The 23,036-nt window shown below is 59.7% G+C and carries 20 protein-coding genes and 1 pseudogene; 14 read left to right on the forward strand and 7 right to left on the reverse strand.

What is annotated here, in order from left to right:
* The first annotated feature begins 125 nt into the window (after positions 1-125).
* From NT179_04715 to NT179_04735, 5 genes are all read left to right on the forward strand, one after another.
* Positions 126-1,133: a hypothetical protein gene (locus NT179_04715; protein ID MCX5721317.1), complete on the forward strand. Its 1,008-nt coding sequence runs from the start codon at positions 126-128 to the stop codon at positions 1,131-1,133.
* 22 nt (positions 1,134-1,155) lie between these two features.
* Complete coding sequence (thiD, locus tag NT179_04720; GenBank protein ID MCX5721318.1) at positions 1,156-1,944, forward strand: bifunctional hydroxymethylpyrimidine kinase/phosphomethylpyrimidine kinase; 789 nt, start codon at positions 1,156-1,158, stop codon at positions 1,942-1,944.
* Positions 1,945-2,157: 213 nt separating this feature from the next.
* Positions 2,158-3,438: a hypothetical protein gene (locus tag NT179_04725; protein ID MCX5721319.1), complete on the forward strand. Its 1,281-nt coding sequence runs from the start codon at positions 2,158-2,160 to the stop codon at positions 3,436-3,438.
* Between the two features lie 11 nt (positions 3,439-3,449).
* Entirely contained in the window at positions 3,450-4,223 is a 774-nt protein-coding gene (locus NT179_04730) for an alpha/beta fold hydrolase (protein ID MCX5721320.1), read from the forward strand.
* A 4-nt stretch (positions 4,224-4,227) separates the two neighbouring features.
* Positions 4,228-4,677: a hypothetical protein gene (locus NT179_04735; GenBank protein MCX5721321.1), complete on the forward strand. Its 450-nt coding sequence runs from the start codon at positions 4,228-4,230 to the stop codon at positions 4,675-4,677.
* Positions 4,678-5,034: 357 nt separating this feature from the next.
* Here NT179_04735 and NT179_04740 read toward each other — a convergent pair whose 3' ends face one another.
* Complete coding sequence (locus NT179_04740) at positions 5,035-5,715, reverse strand: SUMF1/EgtB/PvdO family nonheme iron enzyme (protein MCX5721322.1); 681 nt, start codon at positions 5,713-5,715, stop codon at positions 5,035-5,037.
* 423 nt (positions 5,716-6,138) lie between these two features.
* Positions 6,139-6,795: a class I SAM-dependent methyltransferase gene (locus tag NT179_04745; protein ID MCX5721323.1), complete on the reverse strand. Its 657-nt coding sequence runs from the start codon at positions 6,793-6,795 to the stop codon at positions 6,139-6,141.
* Between the two features lie 196 nt (positions 6,796-6,991).
* Here NT179_04745 and NT179_04750 point away from each other — a divergent pair, with 196 nt between their 5' ends.
* A complete protein-coding gene (locus tag NT179_04750) occupies positions 6,992-7,264 on the forward strand; it encodes an HU family DNA-binding protein (GenBank protein MCX5721324.1) in 273 nt (90 codons plus the stop codon).
* A gap of 129 nt (positions 7,265-7,393) precedes the next feature.
* Here the strand turns inward: NT179_04750 and NT179_04755 are convergent, their stop codons facing one another.
* Both NT179_04755 and NT179_04760 read right to left on the reverse strand, forming a co-directional pair.
* Positions 7,394-7,816 (reverse strand): MOSC domain-containing protein, encoded by a 423-nt coding sequence (locus NT179_04755; GenBank protein MCX5721325.1) that lies wholly within the window; start codon positions 7,814-7,816, stop codon positions 7,394-7,396.
* A gap of 55 nt (positions 7,817-7,871) precedes the next feature.
* The gene (locus NT179_04760) at positions 7,872-8,744 is read right to left on the reverse strand and encodes a 50S ribosomal protein L11 methyltransferase (protein ID MCX5721326.1); all 873 of its coding nucleotides are present in this window, start codon (positions 8,742-8,744) and stop codon (positions 7,872-7,874) included.
* A 6-nt stretch (positions 8,745-8,750) separates the two neighbouring features.
* On the opposite strand from NT179_04760, the gene NT179_04765 reads away from it, so the two are divergent.
* Positions 8,751-10,679 (forward strand): MutS family DNA mismatch repair protein, encoded by a 1,929-nt coding sequence (locus NT179_04765; GenBank protein MCX5721327.1) that lies wholly within the window; start codon positions 8,751-8,753, stop codon positions 10,677-10,679.
* A gap of 8 nt (positions 10,680-10,687) precedes the next feature.
* The gene (locus NT179_04770) at positions 10,688-14,128 is read left to right on the forward strand and encodes an acyl-[ACP]--phospholipid O-acyltransferase (GenBank protein ID MCX5721328.1); all 3,441 of its coding nucleotides are present in this window, start codon (positions 10,688-10,690) and stop codon (positions 14,126-14,128) included.
* A gap of 38 nt (positions 14,129-14,166) precedes the next feature.
* Here the strand turns inward: NT179_04770 and NT179_04775 are convergent, their stop codons facing one another.
* A complete protein-coding gene (locus NT179_04775; GenBank protein ID MCX5721329.1) occupies positions 14,167-14,979 on the reverse strand; it encodes a sterol desaturase family protein in 813 nt (270 codons plus the stop codon).
* A gap of 338 nt (positions 14,980-15,317) precedes the next feature.
* Between NT179_04775 and NT179_04780 the strand changes: the two genes are divergently transcribed.
* Positions 15,318-15,707, forward strand: coding sequence for a DUF3015 family protein (locus NT179_04780; GenBank protein MCX5721330.1), 390 nt, complete (start codon positions 15,318-15,320; stop codon positions 15,705-15,707).
* 147 nt (positions 15,708-15,854) lie between these two features.
* The gene (locus NT179_04785) at positions 15,855-16,772 is read left to right on the forward strand and encodes a hypothetical protein (GenBank protein ID MCX5721331.1); all 918 of its coding nucleotides are present in this window, start codon (positions 15,855-15,857) and stop codon (positions 16,770-16,772) included.
* Between the two features lie 49 nt (positions 16,773-16,821).
* On the opposite strand, the gene NT179_04790 is transcribed toward NT179_04785, so the two are convergent.
* Complete coding sequence (locus tag NT179_04790) at positions 16,822-18,324, reverse strand: CPBP family intramembrane metalloprotease (GenBank protein ID MCX5721332.1); 1,503 nt, start codon at positions 18,322-18,324, stop codon at positions 16,822-16,824.
* Between the two features lie 190 nt (positions 18,325-18,514).
* On the opposite strand from NT179_04790, the gene NT179_04795 reads away from it, so the two are divergent.
* Genes NT179_04795 through NT179_04805 form a run of 3 tightly spaced genes read left to right on the forward strand, consistent with a single transcriptional unit; the run spans position 18,515 to position 21,477 of the window.
* A complete protein-coding gene (locus tag NT179_04795) occupies positions 18,515-19,645 on the forward strand; it encodes an alanine--glyoxylate aminotransferase family protein (GenBank protein ID MCX5721333.1) in 1,131 nt (376 codons plus the stop codon).
* Between the two features lie 21 nt (positions 19,646-19,666).
* Positions 19,667-20,269 (forward strand): DUF3365 domain-containing protein, encoded by a 603-nt coding sequence (locus tag NT179_04800; GenBank protein ID MCX5721334.1) that lies wholly within the window; start codon positions 19,667-19,669, stop codon positions 20,267-20,269.
* The gene (locus NT179_04805; protein MCX5721335.1) at positions 20,266-21,477 is read left to right on the forward strand and encodes an amidohydrolase family protein; all 1,212 of its coding nucleotides are present in this window, start codon (positions 20,266-20,268) and stop codon (positions 21,475-21,477) included. Before NT179_04800 ends, NT179_04805 begins: the two co-directional genes overlap by 4 nt.
* A 498-nt stretch (positions 21,478-21,975) precedes the next feature.
* Here NT179_04805 and NT179_04810 read toward each other — a convergent pair.
* Positions 21,976-22,182 (reverse strand): annotated as a pseudogene (locus tag NT179_04810) (DnaJ domain-containing protein).
* A 137-nt stretch (positions 22,183-22,319) separates the two neighbouring features.
* On the opposite strand from NT179_04810, the gene NT179_04815 reads away from it, so the two are divergent.
* On the forward strand, positions 22,320-22,991 hold the full coding sequence (locus NT179_04815; GenBank protein ID MCX5721336.1) for a hypothetical protein: 672 nt from the start codon (positions 22,320-22,322) through the stop codon (positions 22,989-22,991).
* Positions 22,992-23,036: the final 45 nt, after the last annotated feature.

A 23,036-nucleotide genomic window follows, 5' to 3' on the forward strand; every position in this document is an offset into this window, starting at 1 on the left:
GCAGTCAAAAACAGGCAGCAAGGCCGTGGTTGCTAGGCTCGTCCTGCTGGACAGGCTTGGCCTGCTGAGTATAATGTGCGCTAGTGATGAATCGATTGTCTGCCTCAAAGGATAGCTCCACCGGAATGAATCGTTTCCTGATCACGATCCTGCTTGCCATCGCTATGCTCTGGGCATTTCCAGCGCGGGCTGCCTCGCCTTACGAGGAGAGTCTGAAGCAACTGGCGGAGGGGGTGGTGGCCGAGGCCTTAAAAGCGAAAAAAGAACGGCTGGCGGTGCTGGACTTTATGGACGCCAAAGGCACAGTCACGCCGATTGGGCAATTTCTGGCAGAGGAGTTGAGCACGCAGATTCTGCTCGCAGGCGAGAGGAAAGTCGTAGATCGAACGCTGTCGAGCGCCACGCTGAAGAAATTGAACATCACGCAACTCGACCCGGCTCAAGTCAAAGTGATCGAACGGGCGGCCAAGATGTTGCATGCCGATGTCTTTGTGACCGGCTCGTACTCTGAGTCGCCGGGCGAATTTCGAGTGGTCATGAAACTGCTCAACCCCAGCACCCTCCAGTCGCTGGGCGCCGCACGCGGCACGGTTCCCAAAGCCGGCCCGCTGGCTGAACTGGTCAGAGAGGTGAACAAACCCCCTGTCGTGAAGATCGATCCGTTCGCCAAATTGGCCCCGCCTCCCGGTCTGGGCTTCCACCGCAACAACCAGTATCAGCTGGTCGTGACAGCCCTGCACAAGCGGGACAAACAAGTCACAATCGATCTCACGATCGAGAATACATCCTCCCGCGACATCAAGGTGGTCTGCCTGTTGCAAGACACCCGGCTCGAAGATGCCCAGGGCGCGCAATGGAATCTGGAAGTGGAACACAACCGCGAAGGCCTCTGCATACGTGGCATCGAACTCGCTCCCAGAAAAAAAGACCGGGCCGTGCTGACATTCTCGGCCCCGCCGGATGCAGACGGGAGCCAGCTTATCTTTCATTACGCAAACGGACACCCGTTCATCTTTCATTATCACGAAAAATCGCCCAGGCTGGATGCCCAGTTCTCCATCGAAGGCCTCACCGTCGAACCGGCTGAAGCCCCTCCAGCCGCACCCAATACGACACCACCACCGTCCAATTGATAGGCCCATGAACACATCATCGATCAAACAAGTCTTGACCATTGCCGGCTCCGATTCCGGTGGAGGCGCGGGCATCCAAGCCGATATCAAAGCCATGTCAGCCAACGGCGTCTTTGCCATGTCGGTGATTACCGCCGTCACCGCGCAGAATACGGAAGAGGTCACCGACGTCTTCGAGTTGCCGACCTCGATCATCGCGGCGCAAATCGACGCAGTCTTTGACGATTTCGACGTCGCCGCGGTGAAAACAGGCATGCTCTCCTCGACCGCCATCGTCGAGATCGTCGCGAAACTCCTGAAGCCCCAGAATGTCACAAATCTCGTCGTGGACCCGGTGATGATTTCGAAGACCGGCCGGGCGCTGCTCAAACCGGAAGCGATCGACGCCATGAAAAAGCAGCTCTTCCCCTTGGCGCTGCTCGTCACGCCGAACATCCATGAGGCGCAGCAACTGTCCGGCATCGAGATCAAGACGCTCGCGGACGCGCGCCGCGCCGCCAAAATCATCCACGGGTTCGGCTGCAAACAGGTGTTGATCAAGGGCGGCCATTTACTGGCGGAACGGGCCACCGACCTGCTCTATGACGGCCGGTTCTTCAATGTGTTCAAGGGAGAATTCATCGACACTCCTCACACGCATGGCACCGGCTGCACGCTTGCCTCGGCCATCGCCGCCCATCTCGCGCGAGGCAAATCCGTGAACGATGCGGTTCAATCGGCCAAGACCTATCTCACCGAGGCCATCCGCCATAGTTTGGCGATCGGCCACGGAACGGGGCCGACAAATCATTTCTACTTCCTCCAGACATAGCAGGATGCTGAAAAAGTCCGCCAGCGTCGTTCTCGCATCGTTCAGACCCTCAACGTACCCTAAAGGGTACGCCTCGGGCCTTCACTCGCTGCGGCCTTGCTGGACGGCCTTTTTGAGCATCCTGCGAGAATGTTTTCCAGTCGTGCCTCACATGCAAACCATCAAAATTTTCGCATACCACCATAGCTTTCAGCATTCTGCTAGGAGGACTCCATGAGCCGTTTCAGTTGTCGCCCACTAGGCTTTCTGGTCACAGGATTTAGCTGGCTCCTGCTTGCCGCTCTGATGGGATTCGCCATCCTGATTGGATTAGTCCATGGCACGCCACTGCCCTCCTGGCTAAAACTGGTCCATGTGCATGCCACCCTCATCGGCGGCATCCTCCAACTGATGGTCGGCGGATTGCTCGCCTCCCAGTCCCATAGTGCCCAAGGCGACCGAACCCCGTCCGGCTCGCATCTACTGCTCTTCATAACCCTGAACGCCGCAACGGCAGCGTTGCTCGTGGGATTCGGACTCGGGGACATGAGGATCGTCGGCCTGGCAGGGATCGTGGTGACTGGGGCAATCCTCTCCCTCGCCTCGACCGCCTGGCAATACACACGGCAACGCCGCACTGAGCCAGCCAGTCCCTCCTGGCTCTATCGATTCTCACTCCTCGCCTTGCTCGCAGGATTAGCGCTGGGCGCCGCGATGGCCTTCCGCTTCATGCCGGAATTCTATGCCCATGCGCGTCTGCTGCACCTGCATATCATTCTGTTGGGATTCGTCACACTGGCCATCATCGGCCTCACGCATCGCCTCCTGCCGATCATCCTGCATGCCGAGCTCTACAGCCCACGACTGGCCACACTCGTCATGAGACTGCTGCCAGTCGGCTTTGCCGTCTTGATCGGTGGGTTTATCACCTCGTCCCTCCAGCTTGAACTCGCGGTCGGGGGGCTGCTCGTCATCAGCATCGGCCTCTATGCCTATAACCTCCTACGCACCTGGATCGGCTCAGGCCAGCCGGGAAATGCCGCCTCCGACCACCTCCTGGTCGCGACATTTTTCCTGGTCCTCACCATGATCATGGGGGTCCTCGTCGGGACCAACGCATTCCCCCAGTTGCCGATACTGCCGTTTGGGTCCTTGCACCTCGCGGCCTATACCCACATGGCCTTGATCGGATTTATCCTGCAGACCGTCGTGGGGGCCTTGTCCTATGGCATTCCTGAAATGCTGGTGACCAGCCGAGTCTCCAGCAAGAAGAAACAGGGGCCCTATCGGACTCAACTCACCGACATCATGAACCGGTGGCGAACCGTTCAACTGACGGGATTGAGTTTGGGGACGATGGGCTTCGGCCTGCTGGCTGCGATGACCTGGAACTTCTCTCTCACTTCACTCTCCATTCAGATCGCGACGTGGGTCACCGTTGGCCTGCTCCTGGGCAGCTTGACCCTCTTTACGGCCAAACTCGCCTGGGCTTTGGGAGCCAGGCCTTCCGACTAATCGCCCCGCCCATGGAAGAAGCCCTAACCTTTCGCGATCCTCAAGGTCACAGCGTTGCTGCAATCCTAAGCAGGCCTGAGAAACCAACAACAAGTCTCGCCCTCCTGTGCCACGGCTTTCTCTCCGGCAAAAACAGCACGACGAACAAGACCTTGACCCGCCTCCTAAACGAACAGGGCCTGGCAATCTTTCGATTCGATTTTTTCGGTCAAGGAGAGAGCGAGGGACCGTTCGAAGCCATCACGACAACGCTGGCGATACAGCAAACCCTGGCGGCCCTAGATCTGATGATCGCCAGGGGCTATGACAAGATCGGGCTCGTAGGCTCAAGCTTTGGAGGACTCGTCGCCATCCTCACGGCAGCCCAGCGTCGCGACATCGCCTGCCTGGCCCTCAAATGTCCCGTGGTAGATTTCGCGGAAGAACTGCTCATCACGTTCGGCCCTGAAGAGCTGGCTCGCTGGCAAGCCACGGACACGATCCCGAATATCATGGGAGGCACTGAGCGGATCAGACTGCGGTACGGTTTCTACGAAGACTGTCTCAACCACATTGCCTATGGACCGGCCGAACGGATCACCGTACCCACATTGATCGTGCAGGGCGAGCAGGACGAATGTGTCCCCCTCCATCAAAGTCGGCGATTGCACGACGTACTGAGAGGCCCGAAACGGCTGGATCTCCTGCCAGGCGCCGATCACCAGTTCACGCGCGGGGAAGATTTCCGCCAGATGACCACATCGATCGGCGAGTGGCTCGTGAGCCATCTCTCGACCGAGACCTAGCGGCATGATGACCGAAAACCGCCAACAAGTCCTGACGACTCTGTACCCTCTCTACAAAAAAGAAGTCTACGCACGCCGTGGACAGATGATCTGGCTCACTGCCTTCGGTTCACTCGGCTCGATCGCGATGTTATGCGCGCTCATTTTGAGCCCAGAAAAAGATCAGCTGACCTCCCTCGAAACCCTGCTCATCGGACTCGCAAGCTTGCTCTGGTGTGGACTGATTTGTTCACTGATCCTCCAGCAACAATACCGCCACCGGCAGGCCAAGCAAATCCTGATTCAACTCGAACAGACGCTGCGATTATACGAAGAAGGATTATTTCTGGAACATCAGGCTCTCTATCCAGAAGGGTGGAAGACCGCCTGGCTACGCGACCGAACGGGACGACTCTACTTCACGACACTTGGCCTGCTGACAGCGTTATTCCTCCTCGCCCTCCTCTTCCCCTGACAGGCTAAGGGGAAACGCTGAACGATGAACAAGGAAACGACTGTCACATCAGCGTCCCCGCTCCGCGTTCATCGTGCAGAGTTCAGTTATTCACTACCACAGGCTGATCAAAACGGTCATCCAACAAGGCCGCAGCCGATGGCAACACCGGAGGCGTAGCCTCTGGGCTACGTTGAGGATGTTGCCGAGGCGAGAACGAAGTTGGGGACCGTTTTCATCAGCCGCTCTCGCACAGGATGCTCAAATAGACGATCCGACTAGGCCGCAAGGAGCCTGGCGACTGAGGCATACCCTCTGGGTACGTCGCAGGGAGACAGACGACTGAGAACGACGTTGGGCGTCTATTTCAGCATCCTGCTAGGATTTGGCGCAGCGAAAGCCCGTATAACTATTGCGCGTCTCTGGCGGGAGCTTGAATCGTCCATAGGCGAGTAAATACTTGGGCAAGTCGGACCAAGACCCGCCTCGTAGCACTTTGAATGGTCCCTGCTCCGGTCCCTGAGGATTTCGTTCCGGCGCGTTGTCGTAATAGCTCGCGTCGTACCAATCCTGCACCCATTCCCATACATTGCCGGCCATTTGGTACAGACCGAAGGCGCTCTTGCCTGACTCGTAGGACAGCGCTGGCATCAAGACCTGGCTGTAGCTGAACCGCGCGCCCAACGCGAAATTTGCCCGCTCCTTGGTTGGCAGCTGATTACCCCAGGGATAGAGACGGCCATCCGTTCCTCTGGCCGACTTCTCCCATTCCGCTTCGGTGGGCAGCCGCTTCCCCTTCCATCGGCAATAGGCATCCGCGTCGGCCCAATCCACGCCAATCACCGGACGATCGCCATGCTGCGACAGATCGACCATGTTCCATTGCCACGGCGCGACACGATGTGTGGCGGCAAGGAACGAGGCGTACTGTTCCGTCGTCACCTCGTGGAGATCCATAAAAAACGCAGGAAGCCAGACCTGATGTTTGGGCCGCTCATCCTCTAACGCCTGCCCTCCGTCCGATCCCATGGCGAACGTCCCTTCAGGAATCTCGGCCATGGGAGTCTCCACTACTGCCGCCTGTTCAGCTGGTCTATTTTTCCGCAGGCGTTCAAGCTGAGCCTGCGCACAGTCCGCACTTGCGAGCATGACAATCAAAAGAGGGATGAGAGAGGAAAATCCAAGCGAGAACCGCATGCGCGGTAGCATACACAAGCCTGCGCCATCGTGCGAGGGGCATGCGAGATCGGCTAGAAGATCGAGCCGGGATATATTGCGGAATAGGCAGGATCGTCAAAGCGGTCATCCAATGAGGCGAGAACAACGTTGGTGGCGGTTTTCACCAGCCGCTCGCGCGCAGGATGCTCAAATAGACGATCCAACTAGGCCGCAAGGAGTCTGGCGACTGAGGCGTACCCTCTGGGTACGTCGCAGGGAGACAGACGACTGAGAACGACGTTGGGCGTCTATTTCAGCATCCTGCTAGACAAGCCCGCCGACGACCCAATGCCGGTCATCCGGCACATCAATCATCAACCGGCTCAAATTCATTTCCGCTAACTGCGCCGCCACCTCATCTTCCGTGAAGGCCGCGAGCAGCGAGTTATAAAAATCTCTCCTCAGAATGTCCGGCGCCCCGGAGGCATACAAATCGACGATGGCCTGCGCCGCTTCCGGCGACTCAGGCCTCAAGAGATCCATCACCAGCACCGGCGAGCCGGGCTTCACCGCTAATCGCAGATTATGCCAAAACTGAAGGGGGTTCGGCACATGGTGCAACAAACTATTGGAGATCGCGGCATCGGCCAGCTCACCCAGCGCAACGGTCTGGAAACGCTCACAGAGGAAAGTGATACGACCGGACAGGCCCGCCTGCCGCACCGCCTCCGCCGCCAACTGCACCATCGGGGCCGACGCATCGACGCCGGTCATCCGACAGCCAGGCATTGCGCGCGCAAAACGAATAGGTATATCGCCGGGGCCACAACCAAGATCGAGCACATGGCCCTCGGAGAAATCGGGGAAGTATGTGCGAAAGCGATCGACGAAGCCCTGGTTCTCTTGCGAGAAATCCGCCGCCGCATACGCCTGGGCCTGCGCGTCATTCTCCATCAGTTCCGGTTCGAGTATTCGGTTCACAGATCCCCCATCAGTCTTCTGTCTTGCTATTCCGCGATCAACTCTTGCCGCTGCAGCATCGTCCGCCCCTACGGATCCGACACTCAGCCCTAGAGCCTCGCAGGCTTCGTTGCTTGACCAAGTCAGAACGGCTTGCTATAAAAGTACGCACAGGGTTTCCCTGTCACTTTCCTTCCACTAGAGAAAAGGGAATCACGTGAATAAAACTGAACTCATTGAAGCGATCGCCAAACATGCCAGCCTCTCAAAGGCCTCGGCAGGCAGAGCATTGGAAGGGGCATTGTCCGCGATCAAAGCCACGCTCAAGAAAAAGCAGACTGTTGCTCTGGTCGGATTTGGCACGTTCAGAGTGAGCCACCGGGCCGCTCGCATAGGCCGCAATCCTCGTACGGGCAAGGCCCTCAAAATCAAAGCAGCCAAAGTTCCAAAATTCAAGCCGGGCAAAGCACTGAAGGATGCATTGAACTAAACCCTTCCTGAATCTCGTTTCCTGGCAATGTGTGTGCGGCCCCCTCCCGGAACCACCGGGCATGCAGATCGCAGGGGGCCGAACCACTCATCTAGCCAACCGTACCATACGAAACCTCACCCTCCGCTATCAGCTCTTTACCTCTACGGCGTCGCCAGGCCTCGCCACTCCTCCGCGCAACACCTTCGCATAGACCCGGCTCCAGCCAGGATTCTTTTTCTGAGAGATCCGGTGATAGTCCCCATCCTGAAACCACTGAGCATTGTGGCGGCAAGGAACCGTATAGCTCGTCACTTCCAGCTGCACGTCCGGCCCGATCGATAACCGCACGCCAGGTTTCATGAGGCTCCACTCCAAGCCAGCGAGCGTCAAATTCTCTCCCGATGACCCGGCCTCGATCGGATGACCTTCTGCTTGCAGCCGTTCGAGCAGTTCACGCGAAAAGAGGCAGACGGCCCGATCCGGCCCTCCATGCACTTTGAGATTTCGTTGCCGATCGCCCTCGACGCCGGCTTTGGCGATCATAGCTTCCGGCACCGGACGTTTTGGCACACCCCCATCTGACACATTAATCTGGCACAGACAGGGATGGGATGGTCGCTCTGTTTCAGTCACGCAACGCCCCTTCGCAGGATTCAGCTCTCAGCAACTCCAACGCCACCCACCCATCCTGTTCCCGCCGTCGAGAGAAGCAGGCGCCGGCCTTGGAAAAGGCCGCAAGCACTTCTGCTTCTTGATCGAGCAGCACGCCGGACAGCAAAAGCCGCGCGCCATGATTCACATAGGGCGCGAGTTCATCGCACAACACGAGCAACGTCTGCCGATCGAGATTCGCCAACACCAGGTCCGGCTTGATCCGCCCCGCCAGATCGCTCAACGTCCCGCAGACCAATTCCAATTCCTGTCCAAAACCATTCTCGCTTGCATAGTCCCTCGCGCAATCCACCGCGACAGGATCGCATTCCACTCCCACAGCCGAGACAGCCCCCAGCCGCAGGGCCACCATCGCCAGAATGCCGCTCCCAGACCCCACATCCAGCACGGACTCGCCGCCGTGAATAAGCTCTTCCAGCCATTCGAGCAACATCCTGGTCGTCGCATGATGCCCAGTCCCGAAGGCCTGTTTTGGGTCGAGCACAATCTCAATGTCCCCCGCCTGCAACTCCGCCGCCTCCCAGCTCGGCCTGATCACAATCCGCCGGCCGATCCTGATCGGCCTGACCGACTGAGCCCATTGCCTGTTCCAGTCCTGGTCCGGCACCTGTTGCACCAACAGTTCGGCCGCGGCATCACCGAATTGTTGCAACAGAGCCCGAAGAGCCACCACATGATCGGCGCTCCACCGGTCGCTCGGCCAATAGAGATGAATCGTCTGACCATCCTGCCAGGCCCCCTGCGCGAAGGGGTCAGCCAGAGCGCCCAGCAGTTCGCCCGCATCGATATCGGTATGAATCGTGACCTCAATCCAATCCTGTGCCATGAAACCATGCCCTCTTCATTATTGACGGAGCCAGGCCCATCCAGTAAGGTCGAAGCGACCATGCAGGACAACCAACGCCCCCCAGAAACTTCTTCGCGAGAACAGACGCTACAGCGGCTGCTGAGTCGAACGGCGCGATTGCTCGTGAAGGGTCATCGGGCCAGCGCCACCCTGACGCGCTGGCGATTGATCCTTTTCGTGACCGCGCTGCTCTGCACGATCACCCTCTACAGACTCGGCTGGTACCAAGCCGGCAATCTATCGCTCGGCAGCTTCCTCGCCTTCTTCCTGCTCGTCGCGAGTTATCATACCAGGCTGGAACAGCGGATTCATCGGATCCGCCTCTGGCAACATATCAAGCAGACACATCTGGCCCGCCTCCGCCTCGACTGGGACCGGCTCCCCGAACGGGCCTATCCAACGCCCGACAGCCATCTCTACGCCAAGGATCTGGATCTCGTCGGCCCCCATTCATTGTTCCAACTGCTCGACACCACAGTCTCTTCGCACGGTCGCGAGCGCTTAGCCTCCTGGCTTCTCACGCAGCCTCCGGCCCCTGACGAATGGGCGGAGCGCCAGACATTGATCCGCGAACTTGCGGCACGTTCACTCTTTCGAGATCGTTTCACGCTGGAAGCCCGTTTGCTCGGCGAGCAGGAAATCGACGGCCATCGATTGACCGCAGTCCTGCAACATCGCCTGGAGATTCCGCGGCTACACATCATCCTGCCCCTGCAAGCCATCCTCGCAGCGACGACTCTTGGGCTCGGGCTCGCCGCGCTCCTGAATTGGTTGCCCAGCTACTGGATGTTCTCCTTCGGCCTCTACGCCCTGCTCTATTTCTTCACGGACCAGGGAGAGGAGTTACTCGAACAGGCTGTGGGCCTGCACCATGAAGTGGAAAAACTCGGCAAGGTCCTCGGATACATCGACCGCCACGCGAGACGATCTCCCTCAGCCCTCGCTCGCACCTGGGCTCCGCTCGCCAGCAGCGACCAGGCACCAGTTCGCCTGATCCGGCAGGCCGCGCGGATACTCCATGCCGTCAGCATCAAAGCCCATCCGCTCGTGCACCTTGTCGCGAATGCCCTCTGCCCCTGGGACCTCTGGTACGTCAGGAAGCTGGGCCAGATTCAGGATCAGATCCGTGATCACCTGCCCCTCTGGCTGGATCGGCTGGCCGAGGTCGAAGCGGCGGCAGCCTTGGGCACCTTCGCTCATCTGCACCCCACCTATATCTGGCCGTCATCACTCCAAGCCAACAACCAGGAAAGCGGGGCCACAGCTCTCTGTTCCGCCCGCAATCTCGCCCATCCTCTGATCCCGGCTGCATCGCGCGTGGCCAACGACTTCTCGCTCCGGGGCCTCGGTCAAATTCTGCTCGTGACCGGCTCCAACATGTCCGGCAAGAGCACCTTCCTCCGTACCATCGGAATGAATCTGTGCCTCGCGCAAGCAGGCGCGCCGGTCTGCGCCAGTCAATTCGAATGGACCTGGCTGCGAATCGCCTGCTGCATCCGCGTGGACGACTCGCTCGACGCAGGCCTCTCGTTTTTCTATGCGGAAGTGAAACGGCTGAAATCGCTGCTCGACGCGACGACGGACCGGAGCCAACCACCGGTGCTCTTCTTGATCGACGAAATTTTCAAGGGAACCAACAATCGTGAACGGTTGATCGGGAGCCGCTCCTTCATCACCGCCTTGGCCAAGAGCCACGGCTTCGGCCTCGTCACCACCCACGATTTAGAATTGACGGAGCTGGAGCACAGCGTACCGAGCGTGACCAATGCCCACTTCCAGGAAACGGTGGCAGCAGGCGAACTGCTCTTCGACTACCAGCTCAGGCCAGGCCCCTGTCCCACGACCAACGCGCTGCGGATCATGCAGCTGGAAGGGCTGCCGGTCCCAGGAACCTCACCGGACCACACCGTCTAAGGCATAGTGTGACGACACCCATCAGCACAGGACCTTCCGCGACATCCCATCCGCTCCGCGGCCTTCTCATCGCCCAGTTCATCGGCGCTTTCAACGACAATGCCTGGAAGCTGATGGTGGCCTTGCTCGCCATCCGGCAACTCGCCAGCACCATTGCGCCAGGACCGGAATTTGAAACCGCCGCGCAAACCCAGACAGCCCTGGCCTTTATCGTCTTTACCCTTCCACTGGCCCTGGTCTCCATCGTCGCCGGTGTCCTGGCCGATCGCGTCAGTAAACGCACCATCATCATCATGATGAAGTTGGTGGAGGTGCTCTTGATGGCTGCGGCCGCCGCAGCCCTCTGGAGCAATCCAGCCGGAGGCATCCTGCCGTTGATCGTGCTGGGCTGTATGGGCATCCACAGCGCGCTGTTCAGCCCGGCCAAGTACGGCATTCTGGCCGAACTCCTGCCGCACGAGAAACTGGCGGCGGGCAACGGGCAACTTGAAATGTGGACCTTCCTGGCCATCCTCACCGGAACCGCCGCGCCAGGTATTCTATTGTCCCTTTCCGGCTCCTCGCTCTGGTTGGCTCCGCTGTTCCTCGCGCTCCTCTCGCTCGGCGGATTGGCTGCAGCCTGGACCATTCCCCCCGTTCCAGCGGCGCGATCAGCAGGCGGCCTCTGCAATACCCTCCAGGGAGCCTGGTCGGCGCTGGCAATGGATCGGATGCTCCGCCTCGCAGTGATCGGCGCGGTGTTCTTCTGGACCATCGCCAGCCTCTTCGCCCAAAACATTCTGATCTATGCGAAGGCGGTCCTGGGCCTGTCGGACTGGCAATCGGGCCTTCCACTCATGACGCTCTCCATCGGAATCGGTCTCGGCGCCAAATTGGTAGGACGACTGTCACAGGCCCGCGTAGAATATGGGTTGATCCCGCTGGGCGCGGCCGGAGTCGCTATCATATTGTCCGCCGTGGGATTTTTCGCGCCAGACCTGCCAGCAACGCTCGTACTCATGGGCCTCCTGGGTCTCGCGAGCGCGCTGATCTTTGTGCCGCTCAACGCCCTCATCCAATGGCGCGCGCCGAACGAGCGCCGGGGCTCGGTCATCGCCTTCGAAAACACCTGCGTCTTCACCGGCATTCTGCTCGGATCGCTTGGTGCAGGAGCCCTGGCTCAGAGTGGAGTCTCCACGACCGGAATCTTCCTCGTGACTGCCTCGTTCACCGTCATCGGCACTGGTTGGGCCCTCTGGCTCCTCCCGGACGCGCTACTCCGAGCGGTCTTGGTCGTCCTCACCAATAGTCTCTACCGTCTGCGGATTGTCGGACATGAGCATGTCCCCCTCCAGGGTGGCGCGTTGCTGGTCCCCAACCATGTATCGTTCATCGACGGCTTCCTGCTGATCGCCAGCCTCGACCGGCCGATCCGCTTCGTCGTCGATTCTCACTATGCCGACCTGCCGATCCTCAAACCCTTCATGAAGCTGCTCGGCGTGATTCCGATCTCGTCGCAGGGCGGACTCCGCCTCGTCCTGCGCGCGCTGCGCGAGGCAGGAGCGGCGCTCGACAAGGGCGAGATCGTCTGTCTCTTTCCGGAAGGCCAGATCACGCGAACCGGGACCCTGCTCCCCTTTCGCCGGGGATTCGAACGGATCATGAAAGGCCAACGCGCCCCCATCGTTCCCGTTCATCTGGATCGCATCTGGGGCAGTATCTTCAGCTTCAATCGAGGAAAGTTTCTCTCGAAAATGCCGGAGCACATCCCCTATCCCGTGACCGTCTCATTCGGGGCGCCGCTGCCGCCAGAAACCTCGGCCCATGATATCCGCCGCGCCATTCGCTCCCTCGGCGAAGCGGCCTGGCGCCTCCGCAAGCAGGACCGTTGCCCGCTGCACCGGGCCTTCATCCATGCCATGAGGAGACATCCCTTCCGCTTCGCCATGGCGGACCAGACCCGCCCGCATGTCTCGTCGCTCCAGGCCCTGATCGGCTCCATCGTACTCGCCAGAACGCTGCGGCCTCTCTGGGAGGGCCAGCGCCATGTCGGCATCCTCCTCCCTCCGACCGTCGCAGCCGCACTCGTCAATGTGGCAGCGCCTCTCTGCGGGAAGACCAGCGTAAACCTGAACTACACGGTCGGCAAAGCAGGCCTCGAAGCAGCCGCACGGCTCGCTGGCCTCCGCACGATCGTCACCAGCCGGACCTTTGTCGAGAAGGCCAAGTTGGATCTGCCGGACGGACCGGCGATTGTGTGGCTGGAAGACATCGCGCGTACGATCGGCCCAAGGCAGAAACTCGCCGCGAGTCTCCTCGCCCTCTGCGCCCCTGCCAGGCTGATCGAACTGGCCTGCGGGCAAAAGACCCCAGTGACGATGGACGATCTGGCGACCATTATTTTCAGCAGCGGCAGCACCGGCGAGCCCAAAGGGGTGATGCTCTCTCACTTCAACATCGACGCCAATGTGGAGGGAGCCAGCCAGATGCTCCACCTCTACCAGCAGGAACGAGTCCTAGGGATCCTGCCCTTCTTCCACTCATTCGGCTATCTCATCTTCTGGCTGATCATGCACAACAACGCGGGTATGGTCTTTCACCCCTCCCCACTCGACGTCACCGCCATCGGCGAGCTCGTGCGCCGCTACCGCCTCACGTTCCTCGTGACTACGCCGACCTTTCTCCAACTCTACCAACGCCGCTGCACCCCGGAGCAATTCAGTTCCCTGCGCGTGGTCCTGACCGGCGCGGAGAAACTGCCGCTCCGGCTCGCGCAGGCCTTCGAAGATCGATTTGGCATCGCCCCCATCGAGGGCTACGGCGTGACCGAATGCGCCCCCGTCATCTCCGTCAATTGTCCTGATTTCCGCGCCGCCGGCTACTATCAGCCTGCCTCCAGGCGGGGAACCGTGGGCCAACCGCTGCCGGGCATCTCCGTGCAGATCGTCGATCCGGACAGCTTCGCGCCATTGCCGCCAGGCGTTCCCGGCATGTTGCTGGTCAGGGGTCCCAACGTCATGCAGGGATACTTGGGGCGTGAAGACCTGACGGCCCAGGCCCTGCGCGATGGCTGGTACATCACCGGCGATATCGTCACGCTGGATGACGACGGATTTCTGACCATCACGGATCGGCTCTCGCGCTTCTCCAAGATCGGCGGGGAAATGGTTCAACATGGGCAGGTAGAAGAGGCCCTGCATCAGGCGCTCGGCCTGGAGACGCAGGTTTTCGCCGTCACAGGCATTCCTGATGAACAAAAAGGCGAGCAGCTCGCGGTCCTGCACACCCTGGACGAGTCGCAGATCCCAAGCCTCGTCACCAAGCTCGCGGCAAACGGCCTGCCGAACTTATTTATTCCCGCGCGCACGAACTTCATCAAAGTCGAGGCACTACCAATATTGGGCACAGGGAAAATGGATCTGCGAGGTCTGAAACGAATCGCGATGGAGCGGCTGGGGGGGAAGTGCTGAGTCCTGAGTGCTGGGTGCTGAGACAGGCGGAATGCGGGCTACGTGCGCCCGACATACCGCCCGAGCGTCGCAACGAACGGAAACCGCAGCATCATGAACAGATTCAAACAGACCGGAGGGCCGAGGTGTTCGAGGCCGATCTTCATCCCCAGTTGCCCTAAAGCCGGCTCCGCACAATAGGTTCCGAAGAGCCGGTCCCACCAGGGCACATTGAAGCCATAATTGCTGTTGGTCTCGCGCGGGTCCACCGAATGGTGGATGCGATGCATGTCCGGAGTCACGATGAACCACCGGAGAACCGGCTCGATGTTCAAGGGGATACTCACATTGCTGTGGTTGAACAAGGCCGTACCATTCAACACGATCTCAAAGGCGACCACTGCTAACGGGGCAACCCCCAAGACCAGCACTGCCGCGCTCTTCACCAGCAGCGAGATGACCATCTCCACCGGATGAAACCGCACCCCGCTGGACACATCCAGGTCCAGGTCGGAGTGATGCATCATGTGAAACCGCCAGAGCAATGGGACCCAATGGAACACCTGATGCTGCAAGTAGATCACCAGATCGAGCAGCACCACCGCCAAACCCATTTCGAGCCAGACCGGCCAATCAACCCAGTTCAACAGGCCCCAGCCATGCTCCTGCGCCATCACCGCCGTCGCCGCGACGCCTCCCGCAAACAATAGCCTGGCGATCATCGTATTCAACACCACGATCGTAAGATTCCCGCCCCACCGACAGAGCTTCGAAACAGTCAGCTTCCGGCGCGGCGCCAACAGTTCCCACGTCGCCATGATGCCCAGCACGGACAGATAGGACCCTACTCGAACCAAATCTCCAGACACCATAACGCTCCTCCTCGCCAATAACGATCACCTTGTAGAACGTAAGAGGCAGGACCGATGAAATGGATTCAGGCGATGAAAGGCAAATAAATCAATGGCTCCTGAAACCATTGTCAGTTTCATGGACGATTGTCCACCTTTGAAGGAGTTCGCGCAAACAGAGCCAGCCCAGTGCTTATGAGCAAACCGATCGCAATCCCTATCGCAGAAACGGCACGGCGAGGCGTAGGAGTCCCGCGCTCGCCATGCACGGAACTTGAGGCGGAATTTCATGCAGTGGTATAGTGCGCTTGGTCAACGATGAAGAGACTAGCGCTCTTCCATACCGAGGAGGTCTTCCGATGCGACATACTCTCAGGACATTGCTGCTGACTTGCAGCACAGCGCTCATACTATGTTCGTCAGGCTGCACGCTCAAGGGCACGATCAAAGAGACCACGGATACCACCTCCAACGTCACCGGCACGACCTCCGGTCGCACCTGGTTCACCGAGGATGGTCTCTTGCACCCGGAACATAAGCTCACCGCCTTCACGGCCTTGAACCAGACGAATCTAGAGCAGGACCTGGCGCGGGGGCAGGGAGAATATGTGGCATCGCTCGCCACCCTCTTAGGAGTCCCGAACGACCAGCAGGCGGCCTTTCACGCACAAGCCCAGGGGGCCTTCGAGACGCTCATCACGTCAAATCATGAGGCTCAGCTTCAACAGTTACGCGCACTTGCTCGCTAAGGACGGCAGAGGCATCGGCCCAGCGCTGCCAGCAGAACCTCTTTGCCCCTCCCCTTTTTCAATAGGCACCCTCCAACATTATGGAAAGATGCCCGCAACTAGCGGAACGAGGAGAACGGGAATCTCCTCCCGGCACAGGATACTCTGGTGGACCAACAGAATAACCGGCAATCACAAACTGGCCAGACGGATCGGCCACTGATCATCCTTGGCTGCGGCTATACGGGCAGGTTCATCTTGCCGCTGACCGTCCAACGCGAAACCGCAACATGGGCCACCAGCCGGAACCCAACGCAACAACTCGCGATGGTGCCTCTCTCGCAGCGACTGGAATTCGATCTGGCCCGCCCTGCAACCTGGGACCATCTGCCAGCTGGAGCTGACCTCATCTGGTGCTTTCCCGCCACTCCCCTCTCGGCCGTGCAGCAATGGGCCGGGACGCAGCGTTCACGATTCAACCACCTCGTCGTACTCGGTAGCACCTCTGCCTACGAGGTCGCCGATGACTCCACCGACTATCCCCCATCCTGGATCGACGAATCAGCCCCGATCGACCGGACGAAACCACGGGTGCAGGGAGAAGAATATTTACGAACCGAACTCGGCGCCATCCTGTTGCGCGTGGCAGGCATCTACGGCCCAGGAAGAAACCCGTTGGATTGGATCGCACAAGGCCGTGTCGGTCCATCGAGGAAATACGTGAACCTGATTCATGGAGAAGACCTGGCAGCGATCTGCCTCGCTGCAATCGAAAAGGGAACGCCAAGCGAAGTCTATAACGTCAGCGACGGGGTGCCATATACCTGGAAGGGAATCTGCGACGCGGCCCAGCAGCGCTGGGGCGTAACCTCGTCAGCAACACAAGAAGACCCTTCACCGGGAAAACGAATCAACAATGCCAAGCTTCAATCAAAACTCGGCTATACGCTGAAGTATCCGGACTTGCACGAAGCTCTTGCATTGATTGAGTCAACGAACGGAATAGAGGAACAGGATGGTCAAAATGGCTTCCAGCAAGGCCCGAGGCGAGAGGAAACCGGAGGCGTACCCTCAGGGGTACGTTGAGGATTCCGTCGAGCCGAGAACGAAGCTGGAAGGCATTTTCACCATCCTGTCAAAGGCGGAGTAGCGCCATTACGGAGAGACAGACCAGCAAGTTATTGATGGCATGAGCCAAAATCCCCGGCAACAGACTCCCGGTTTTTTCGTATAGCCAAGCCCAGAGCAGACCGCTCCAGAGCACGCTGGCGAAACCGATCAATCCATAGCCATGGGCGATCGCGAAGATGCCAGCGCTGATCAGCGCAGCCGGCAGGAAGGAAAACTTCCTGCGCAAGATCGCGAACAAAATCCCGCGAAAGGCGAGCTCCTCAAACAACGGCGCGAAAATGACATACTCGATGCCGCTAATGGCCGTCAGGGACGGCGAGCCCCAGACCAGATCGGCGTCGAACCATTCGGTCCAATGACTCGTCAGGTGAAAAGGCTCCGACAACCGATCCATCACCCACTCGCCCCAGAGCCCTGCTGCCACCACCGCTACGACCACAACCAGCAGACGTCCGACATTCGCCCATCCGATTTCCAAGCCAAACCCTTCCTCGAACGTCATGCCGGACGGACGGAAGAGGTGCCGGTAGGCCAAGAAGAGTAACGGCACATTGGTCAGCGGAATGGCCAAGGCCCGGAGTGAGGCATTATCCGGCGACGCATAGATCAAAAACAGTGCCGTGCCTATCGCCCCCAGCGCGCCCCCGCGAAGCAGCACCGCCACCCCGATTGCGCCAGGCCACGGCGGCGGCACGCCCGGCTCATGGAGCCTGACGAAACGAGCCGCCTCGCTCCGTTTGAGCCACAGCAACAGACAGACCACCGTGCCGACGACCATCGCGCCAAGCTCAACAAGCGTGATGCGATGCGACCAGACAAATTGGCGATCGACGCGCACAGCCGCCTGTTCCTGGATCCTGGATAACAGCGCAGCATCGTTGGCACGGCGCGCCAGCCGTTCGGCCAGGCGATCGTAAAACCAACCGGAGGGCAACAGTTCGGCCAGCTCGGCTTGCCACACCATATACCGGTCCGCGTCAGAGACCGCACCTTCGCCATAGGCGGCCCGCACCAGATCGGCAAACTGCGGCAGCGGATCCTCTGCATCGGCCCACTCATGCGCGGAGAGGAGCGCCTGCGACACATGCCCTGCCTCGGCTTGGAGAATCGCCAACTGCAGCGGCACCAGCGGATCGGTCGAGACCCCCGCAAGCTCTCGATACCATTCGATGGCATGGGCCTGTTCCGTCTCGTTCCCGCCGGAGGTCCAAGCAAAGAGCTGCTGTTCCCATTGGGGCGCTCGCTTCAGTCCTTCCTGCGCATCCATGGTCCGACTGACCATCAGACTGAGCGCTTGCTCCGGCGCCTCGATCCGCTCCAACTTCGAGGAGGAAGCCGACAGCAAAACCACCGACAGCAGCGCCGCCACAAGCACGAAGGCCGCCAGCCACGTCACCATGGGCGAAAATCGCCCGGGCTGGCCCCCGGTCAACGGCGGCACGTAGGTGGCACGCCACCACGAACGGTACTCTTTCGGTTCTTTGAGCGCAGAAACTGGTTCCATCATCCTTGCGACTATAACACGCGGTTTTTCAGGCTCGAAACCCCTTTCGCGCGAAAGGACGAACGGACCGGCTCAGAATACCCGTGGCCGAGAGCGACTGAACTCCGCTATACTGGCTTCCTCATATCGGAGCGCTATGCCAGTTCAGAACTTTACACCCCCTCGCCGGCTGCTCCTTGGCCCAGGGCCAAGCATGGTGCATCCGCGAGTCCTTCGCGCGCTCTCGATGCCGCTCATCGGCCATCTAGACCCAGCCTTTCTGGGTGTCATGAATGATATCCAAACCCTGCTGAGGGTCGTTTTTCAAACCAACAATCGCTTCACCATCGCCGTCTCCGGCACCGGCTCAGCCGGCATGGAGGCCTCGATCGTCAATATCGTTGAGCCGGGCGATGCGGTCATCGTCGGGGTCAATGGCGTATTTGGCACGAGATGGGCCACCGTCGTCGAGCGCTGCGGCGGCAAAGCCATCCGCGTCGAAGCTCCCTGGGGCCAGATCATCGACCCGGACGCCATCGAACAGGTCTTGCGCCGCTCAGGCCCGGTAAAAGCCGTGGCCATCGTGCAGGCCGAAACCTCGACCGGCGCCTGGCAACCGCTTGAGCCGATCGCCACCCTCTGCCGCACCCATGACGCGCTCTTCCTCGTGGATGCCGTAACCTCGTTGGGCGGCATACCGGTCGAGATCGACCGTTGGGGCATCGATGTCTGCTATAGCGGCACCCAGAAATGTCTGAGCTGCCCGCCAGGCCTCTCGCCCTTCACCCTCAGCGACCGGGCCTTGGCCTCCATCAAGGCCAGGCGCAGCCCCTGCCAGAGCTGGTACTTCGATATGGCCTTGATTGCGGACTACTGGGCCGAAGGCACCAGGGCCTACCACCATACGGCGCCGATCTCCATGCTCTATGCCCTGCGGGAGGCCTTGCGCCTCGTCGACGAAGAAGGGCTGCCGGCCCGCTTCGCCCGCCATCAACTCAATAGCGAGTCCCTGCTCGCCGGCTTGGCCCAACTCGGGCTCTTGCCCCTCCCCCAGGCGGGCCATCGACTCCCGATGTTAACCTGTGTCACAGTCCCCCCTCACATTCCTGAAGCCGAGATACGGATGAACCTCCTCTCGACCTATGGAATTGAAATCGGCGGAGGGCTCGGTCCACTCAAAGGAAAAGTCTGGCGCATCGGCTTGATGGGTGAATCATCGACTGAAGCGCATGTCTTAACCCTGCTCAACGCCCTGGAAGAACTGTTTATCCGGCGAGGCTGGCTCTCGACTCCCGGAGTCGTGCTCCAGGCTGCGGCACGGGTCTATAGTCGCATAGCATCCTGACCACAAAGGAACATCGACCCTATGGACAACAAACCATTACTCTGGGTGCTCGGCGGCGGGGCCTTTGCCTTTGTCGCAGTGGTCTCGTACTGGATCTTCGCCCTGACGCTGGCCAATCACATGAAATCGGATCTCGTTCCGCCGGACAAGGCCGCATCTTATATTCATGCGCTGATCGAGGCCAACCGGACCAACTATACTGAAAACGTCGTCGGCAAACTCCATCAGGCCGGTCTGGCCGAAGCCGTCGAACATTGGCGCGATGAAAAGGGCGTCCCGCTTCCCGCACAGTTCCTCCTAGAATCCGGACGGCTGGTCGCGCAAAAAGATCTCAAGTTCACATTCCGGTTGGCTAGCATGACGCCGATTTATGTCTGGAATGGAGCCACGACCGACTTCGAACGGAAGGGGCTTGATACCGTCGCCAAGGACCCCTCGAAGCCGGTTGGCGGGTTCGTCAGGATCGACGGAGGCCGCTACTACCAAGCCATCTACCCGGACCGTGCGGTGGTCCAGGCCTGCGCCACCTGCCACAACGAACATCCCAATAGCCCGCGCCGCGACTACAAAATCGGCGATGTGATGGGCGGCATCATCATCACCATTCCTATCGATCTACCATGACCACCCTCGCCATTCGCTCCGTGCGCGTCATCGACGGAACCGGTCGAACCATCGAACGGGCCACCGTAATCATTCGCGGAGCCACGATTGCCGCAGTCGGATCGGACCGGGACCTCTCGATTCCACGCGGCGCGGCCAAAATCGATGGCCGGGGGCTGACCCTGTTGCCGGGCTTGATCGACTGTCATGTGCACTTCTGCCTCGGAGCCGAACCGGACGTCGTCGACGCGATTGCCAAAGAAACGCCCGCGCTGAACCTGCTCAAAGCCAGCCGGGCTGCGCGAGAGACCCTGGAGGCAGGCTTCACCACCGTGCGCGACGTGGGCTCGCGGGACCATTCCATCTTCACGCTGCAACAGGCCATCGAAACAGGCCTCGTGCAAGGGCCTCGCATTGTCGGGGCAGGCCTGGCGATTTGCATGATCGGCGGCCATGCCAGATTTATCGGCCAGGAAGTGAAAGGGGTCAAGCAGGTCCGTACCGTCGTGCGTGAACAAATCGCCGCCGGAGCCGGCGTCATTAAAGTCATCGCCTCGGGCGGGGTCCTCACCCCGGGCACCTCACCGGACCAGGCGCAAATGACGATTGAAGAACTTCAGGCCGCCGTCGAGGAAGCGCAGCTAGCCGGGCGAAAGGTCGCTGCCCATGCCCATGGATCGTCGGGAATGAAGAATGCGATTCGCGCCGGCGTCCATTCGATCGAGCATGCCACGCTCATGGACGAAGAAGCGGCCACCCTGATGAAGGGGCATGACGTCTTCATGGTCCCGACCCTCTCTGCGCTCGCCACCACCGCCTCCTGCCGGCTCGGGTGCGGCGTGCCGGACAGCGCGCGCGACAAGGCCAAAGCCATGACGAAACGTCATGCCGTGAGCTTTAAGAACGCCTTGCGTGATGGAATCCAGATTGCGATGGGCACGGACGCGGGGACGCCCTTTAATTTCCATGGCGAGAACGCCCAGGAACTCGAACGGATGGTCGCTTTCGGGATGAGCCCGATGCAGGCGATCCTCGCCTCGACTTCCTCTGCCGCACGGTTGATCGGGATTCAGGACCAGGTGGGAACCATCGAGAAGGGAAAACTGGCGGACCTTCTATTATTCGAGGGGAATCCGCTTCGCCACATCGAGCAACTCCGCGACCGAGACAGGATTATCGGGGTCATGCAGGCGGGACGGTTCGTGGCGGGACCTCTTACGAGAACGTGAAACGTGAAAGGTGAATAGCAAAACGAAAAGAGTCTCCGTCGTTTCACCTTTTACGTTTCACGTTTAACGCCGCTCGTAGAAGAGCTCCAGCGCGGCGGCATAGCCCTTCTTCCGCCCCTTGCGGAACACCTCCTCAAGCTGCCCACGTAACGATCGAACACCCCCCGCATCGCCTCGCTTGGCCACCCCCTGAGACAGCAACATCTCCAGCGCCACTTCGATGAGCCGCTGTTTCCGCCCCTCCATCTCTGGAGTCACCAGTTCATCCATGACCTCTGATGCCCGAGCCTGCAACATGGCATCTTTGAACGTGTCATACCCTTGATCCGCCACGGTCCGCTCACGAATCACGGCGAGCTCGAACCGGATCCGCATCACGTCTTTCATCAGGACCGCGAACACTTCCTTGCGCCCTTCATCGAAGAGCTTCTGCTCCATCCCCTCGAGGATGACAGTCGGATCTGCCGCTTCATCCCTCGTCGCTTCATCCCCCCAATTGAGCCGGTCATAGTTCCGACGCTTCTCAGAATCGCCAATGATTTCATAAGCCGCATTGATTTCACGGATTTTGGATTCAGCCTGCGCGCTGTCTGGATGGCGGTCAGGATGGTGCTGAAAGACCAGCTTTCGGTAGGCTTTCTTGATCGCATCGTCAGACGCATCGCGAGAGACCCCCAACACCTGATAAAAGTCGATTCGTGCCATGGCCGCGACTATACCATGCACCTTATAGCGACGCACCTGGACCGCCAACGGTCCGCCGCGACCGGAATAATCGCTGCCGAATCAACATCAAACACACCAGCCCTTGACATCCCGCCAAAGCGGCTTACACTTACAACATGACCAACACACCACCACCCAAAGCCCTGACCTACGACGAAAAGAAAGCCGCTGACGCCGCCTTCGCAGGCCGTCCTTTCAATGATGCATGGTCTGCATCAGCGCGCGTGGTCTATGACGGAATCGTGAAGGCCTTGCCTCAGGCAGAGACCGACGCTCCCGCTCCGGCCCAGGCCGAAACATTCGCTGAGGCTCTTACTGCACAGACCGAAGCGCTCCAGCTTCAAGGGCCTGTCGAACAAGAACCAGCCGGTGGGCATGAATTGATGGAGGGAACTGTCGTACCGTTCAACCTGCGCGACCGGGACGCGGCGATTCAGGCCGGGGCCTTGATCGACGTGACGCCGACCGCCCTGCAACTCGGCATTACGTTCCCTGTCACGATCACCAGACCGCTCTGGGAATCTGGAATTGTCACGAATCAACCACTTTCCGAAGAAGATCAAACCGGTCGGCTGCGCGACATCTTGATGGCCTTCCGCCTGCGCCTGGCTAGCCTGACGACGGTTTCTCCGTTGCTCGACTTTCCTGTTCTGCTGGCCTTGCCTCCGAGCAGAGTGCCTCAGCCTGTGCCGCTGTTTGCCCTCATTCAGCCAGACCCGACACATCAGGCGAACGTGACACTCTTGCTGCCGAATGAAGTGTCGCTCTCCATCACCTCGCTGAACTAGCAGGCTGCTGGCAGGATGCTGAAAAAGTTCGCCAGCTTTGTTCTC

The organism is Nitrospirota bacterium, from assembly GCA_026387665.1.
Taxonomy (GTDB): domain Bacteria; phylum Nitrospirota; class Nitrospiria; order Nitrospirales; family Nitrospiraceae; genus Palsa-1315.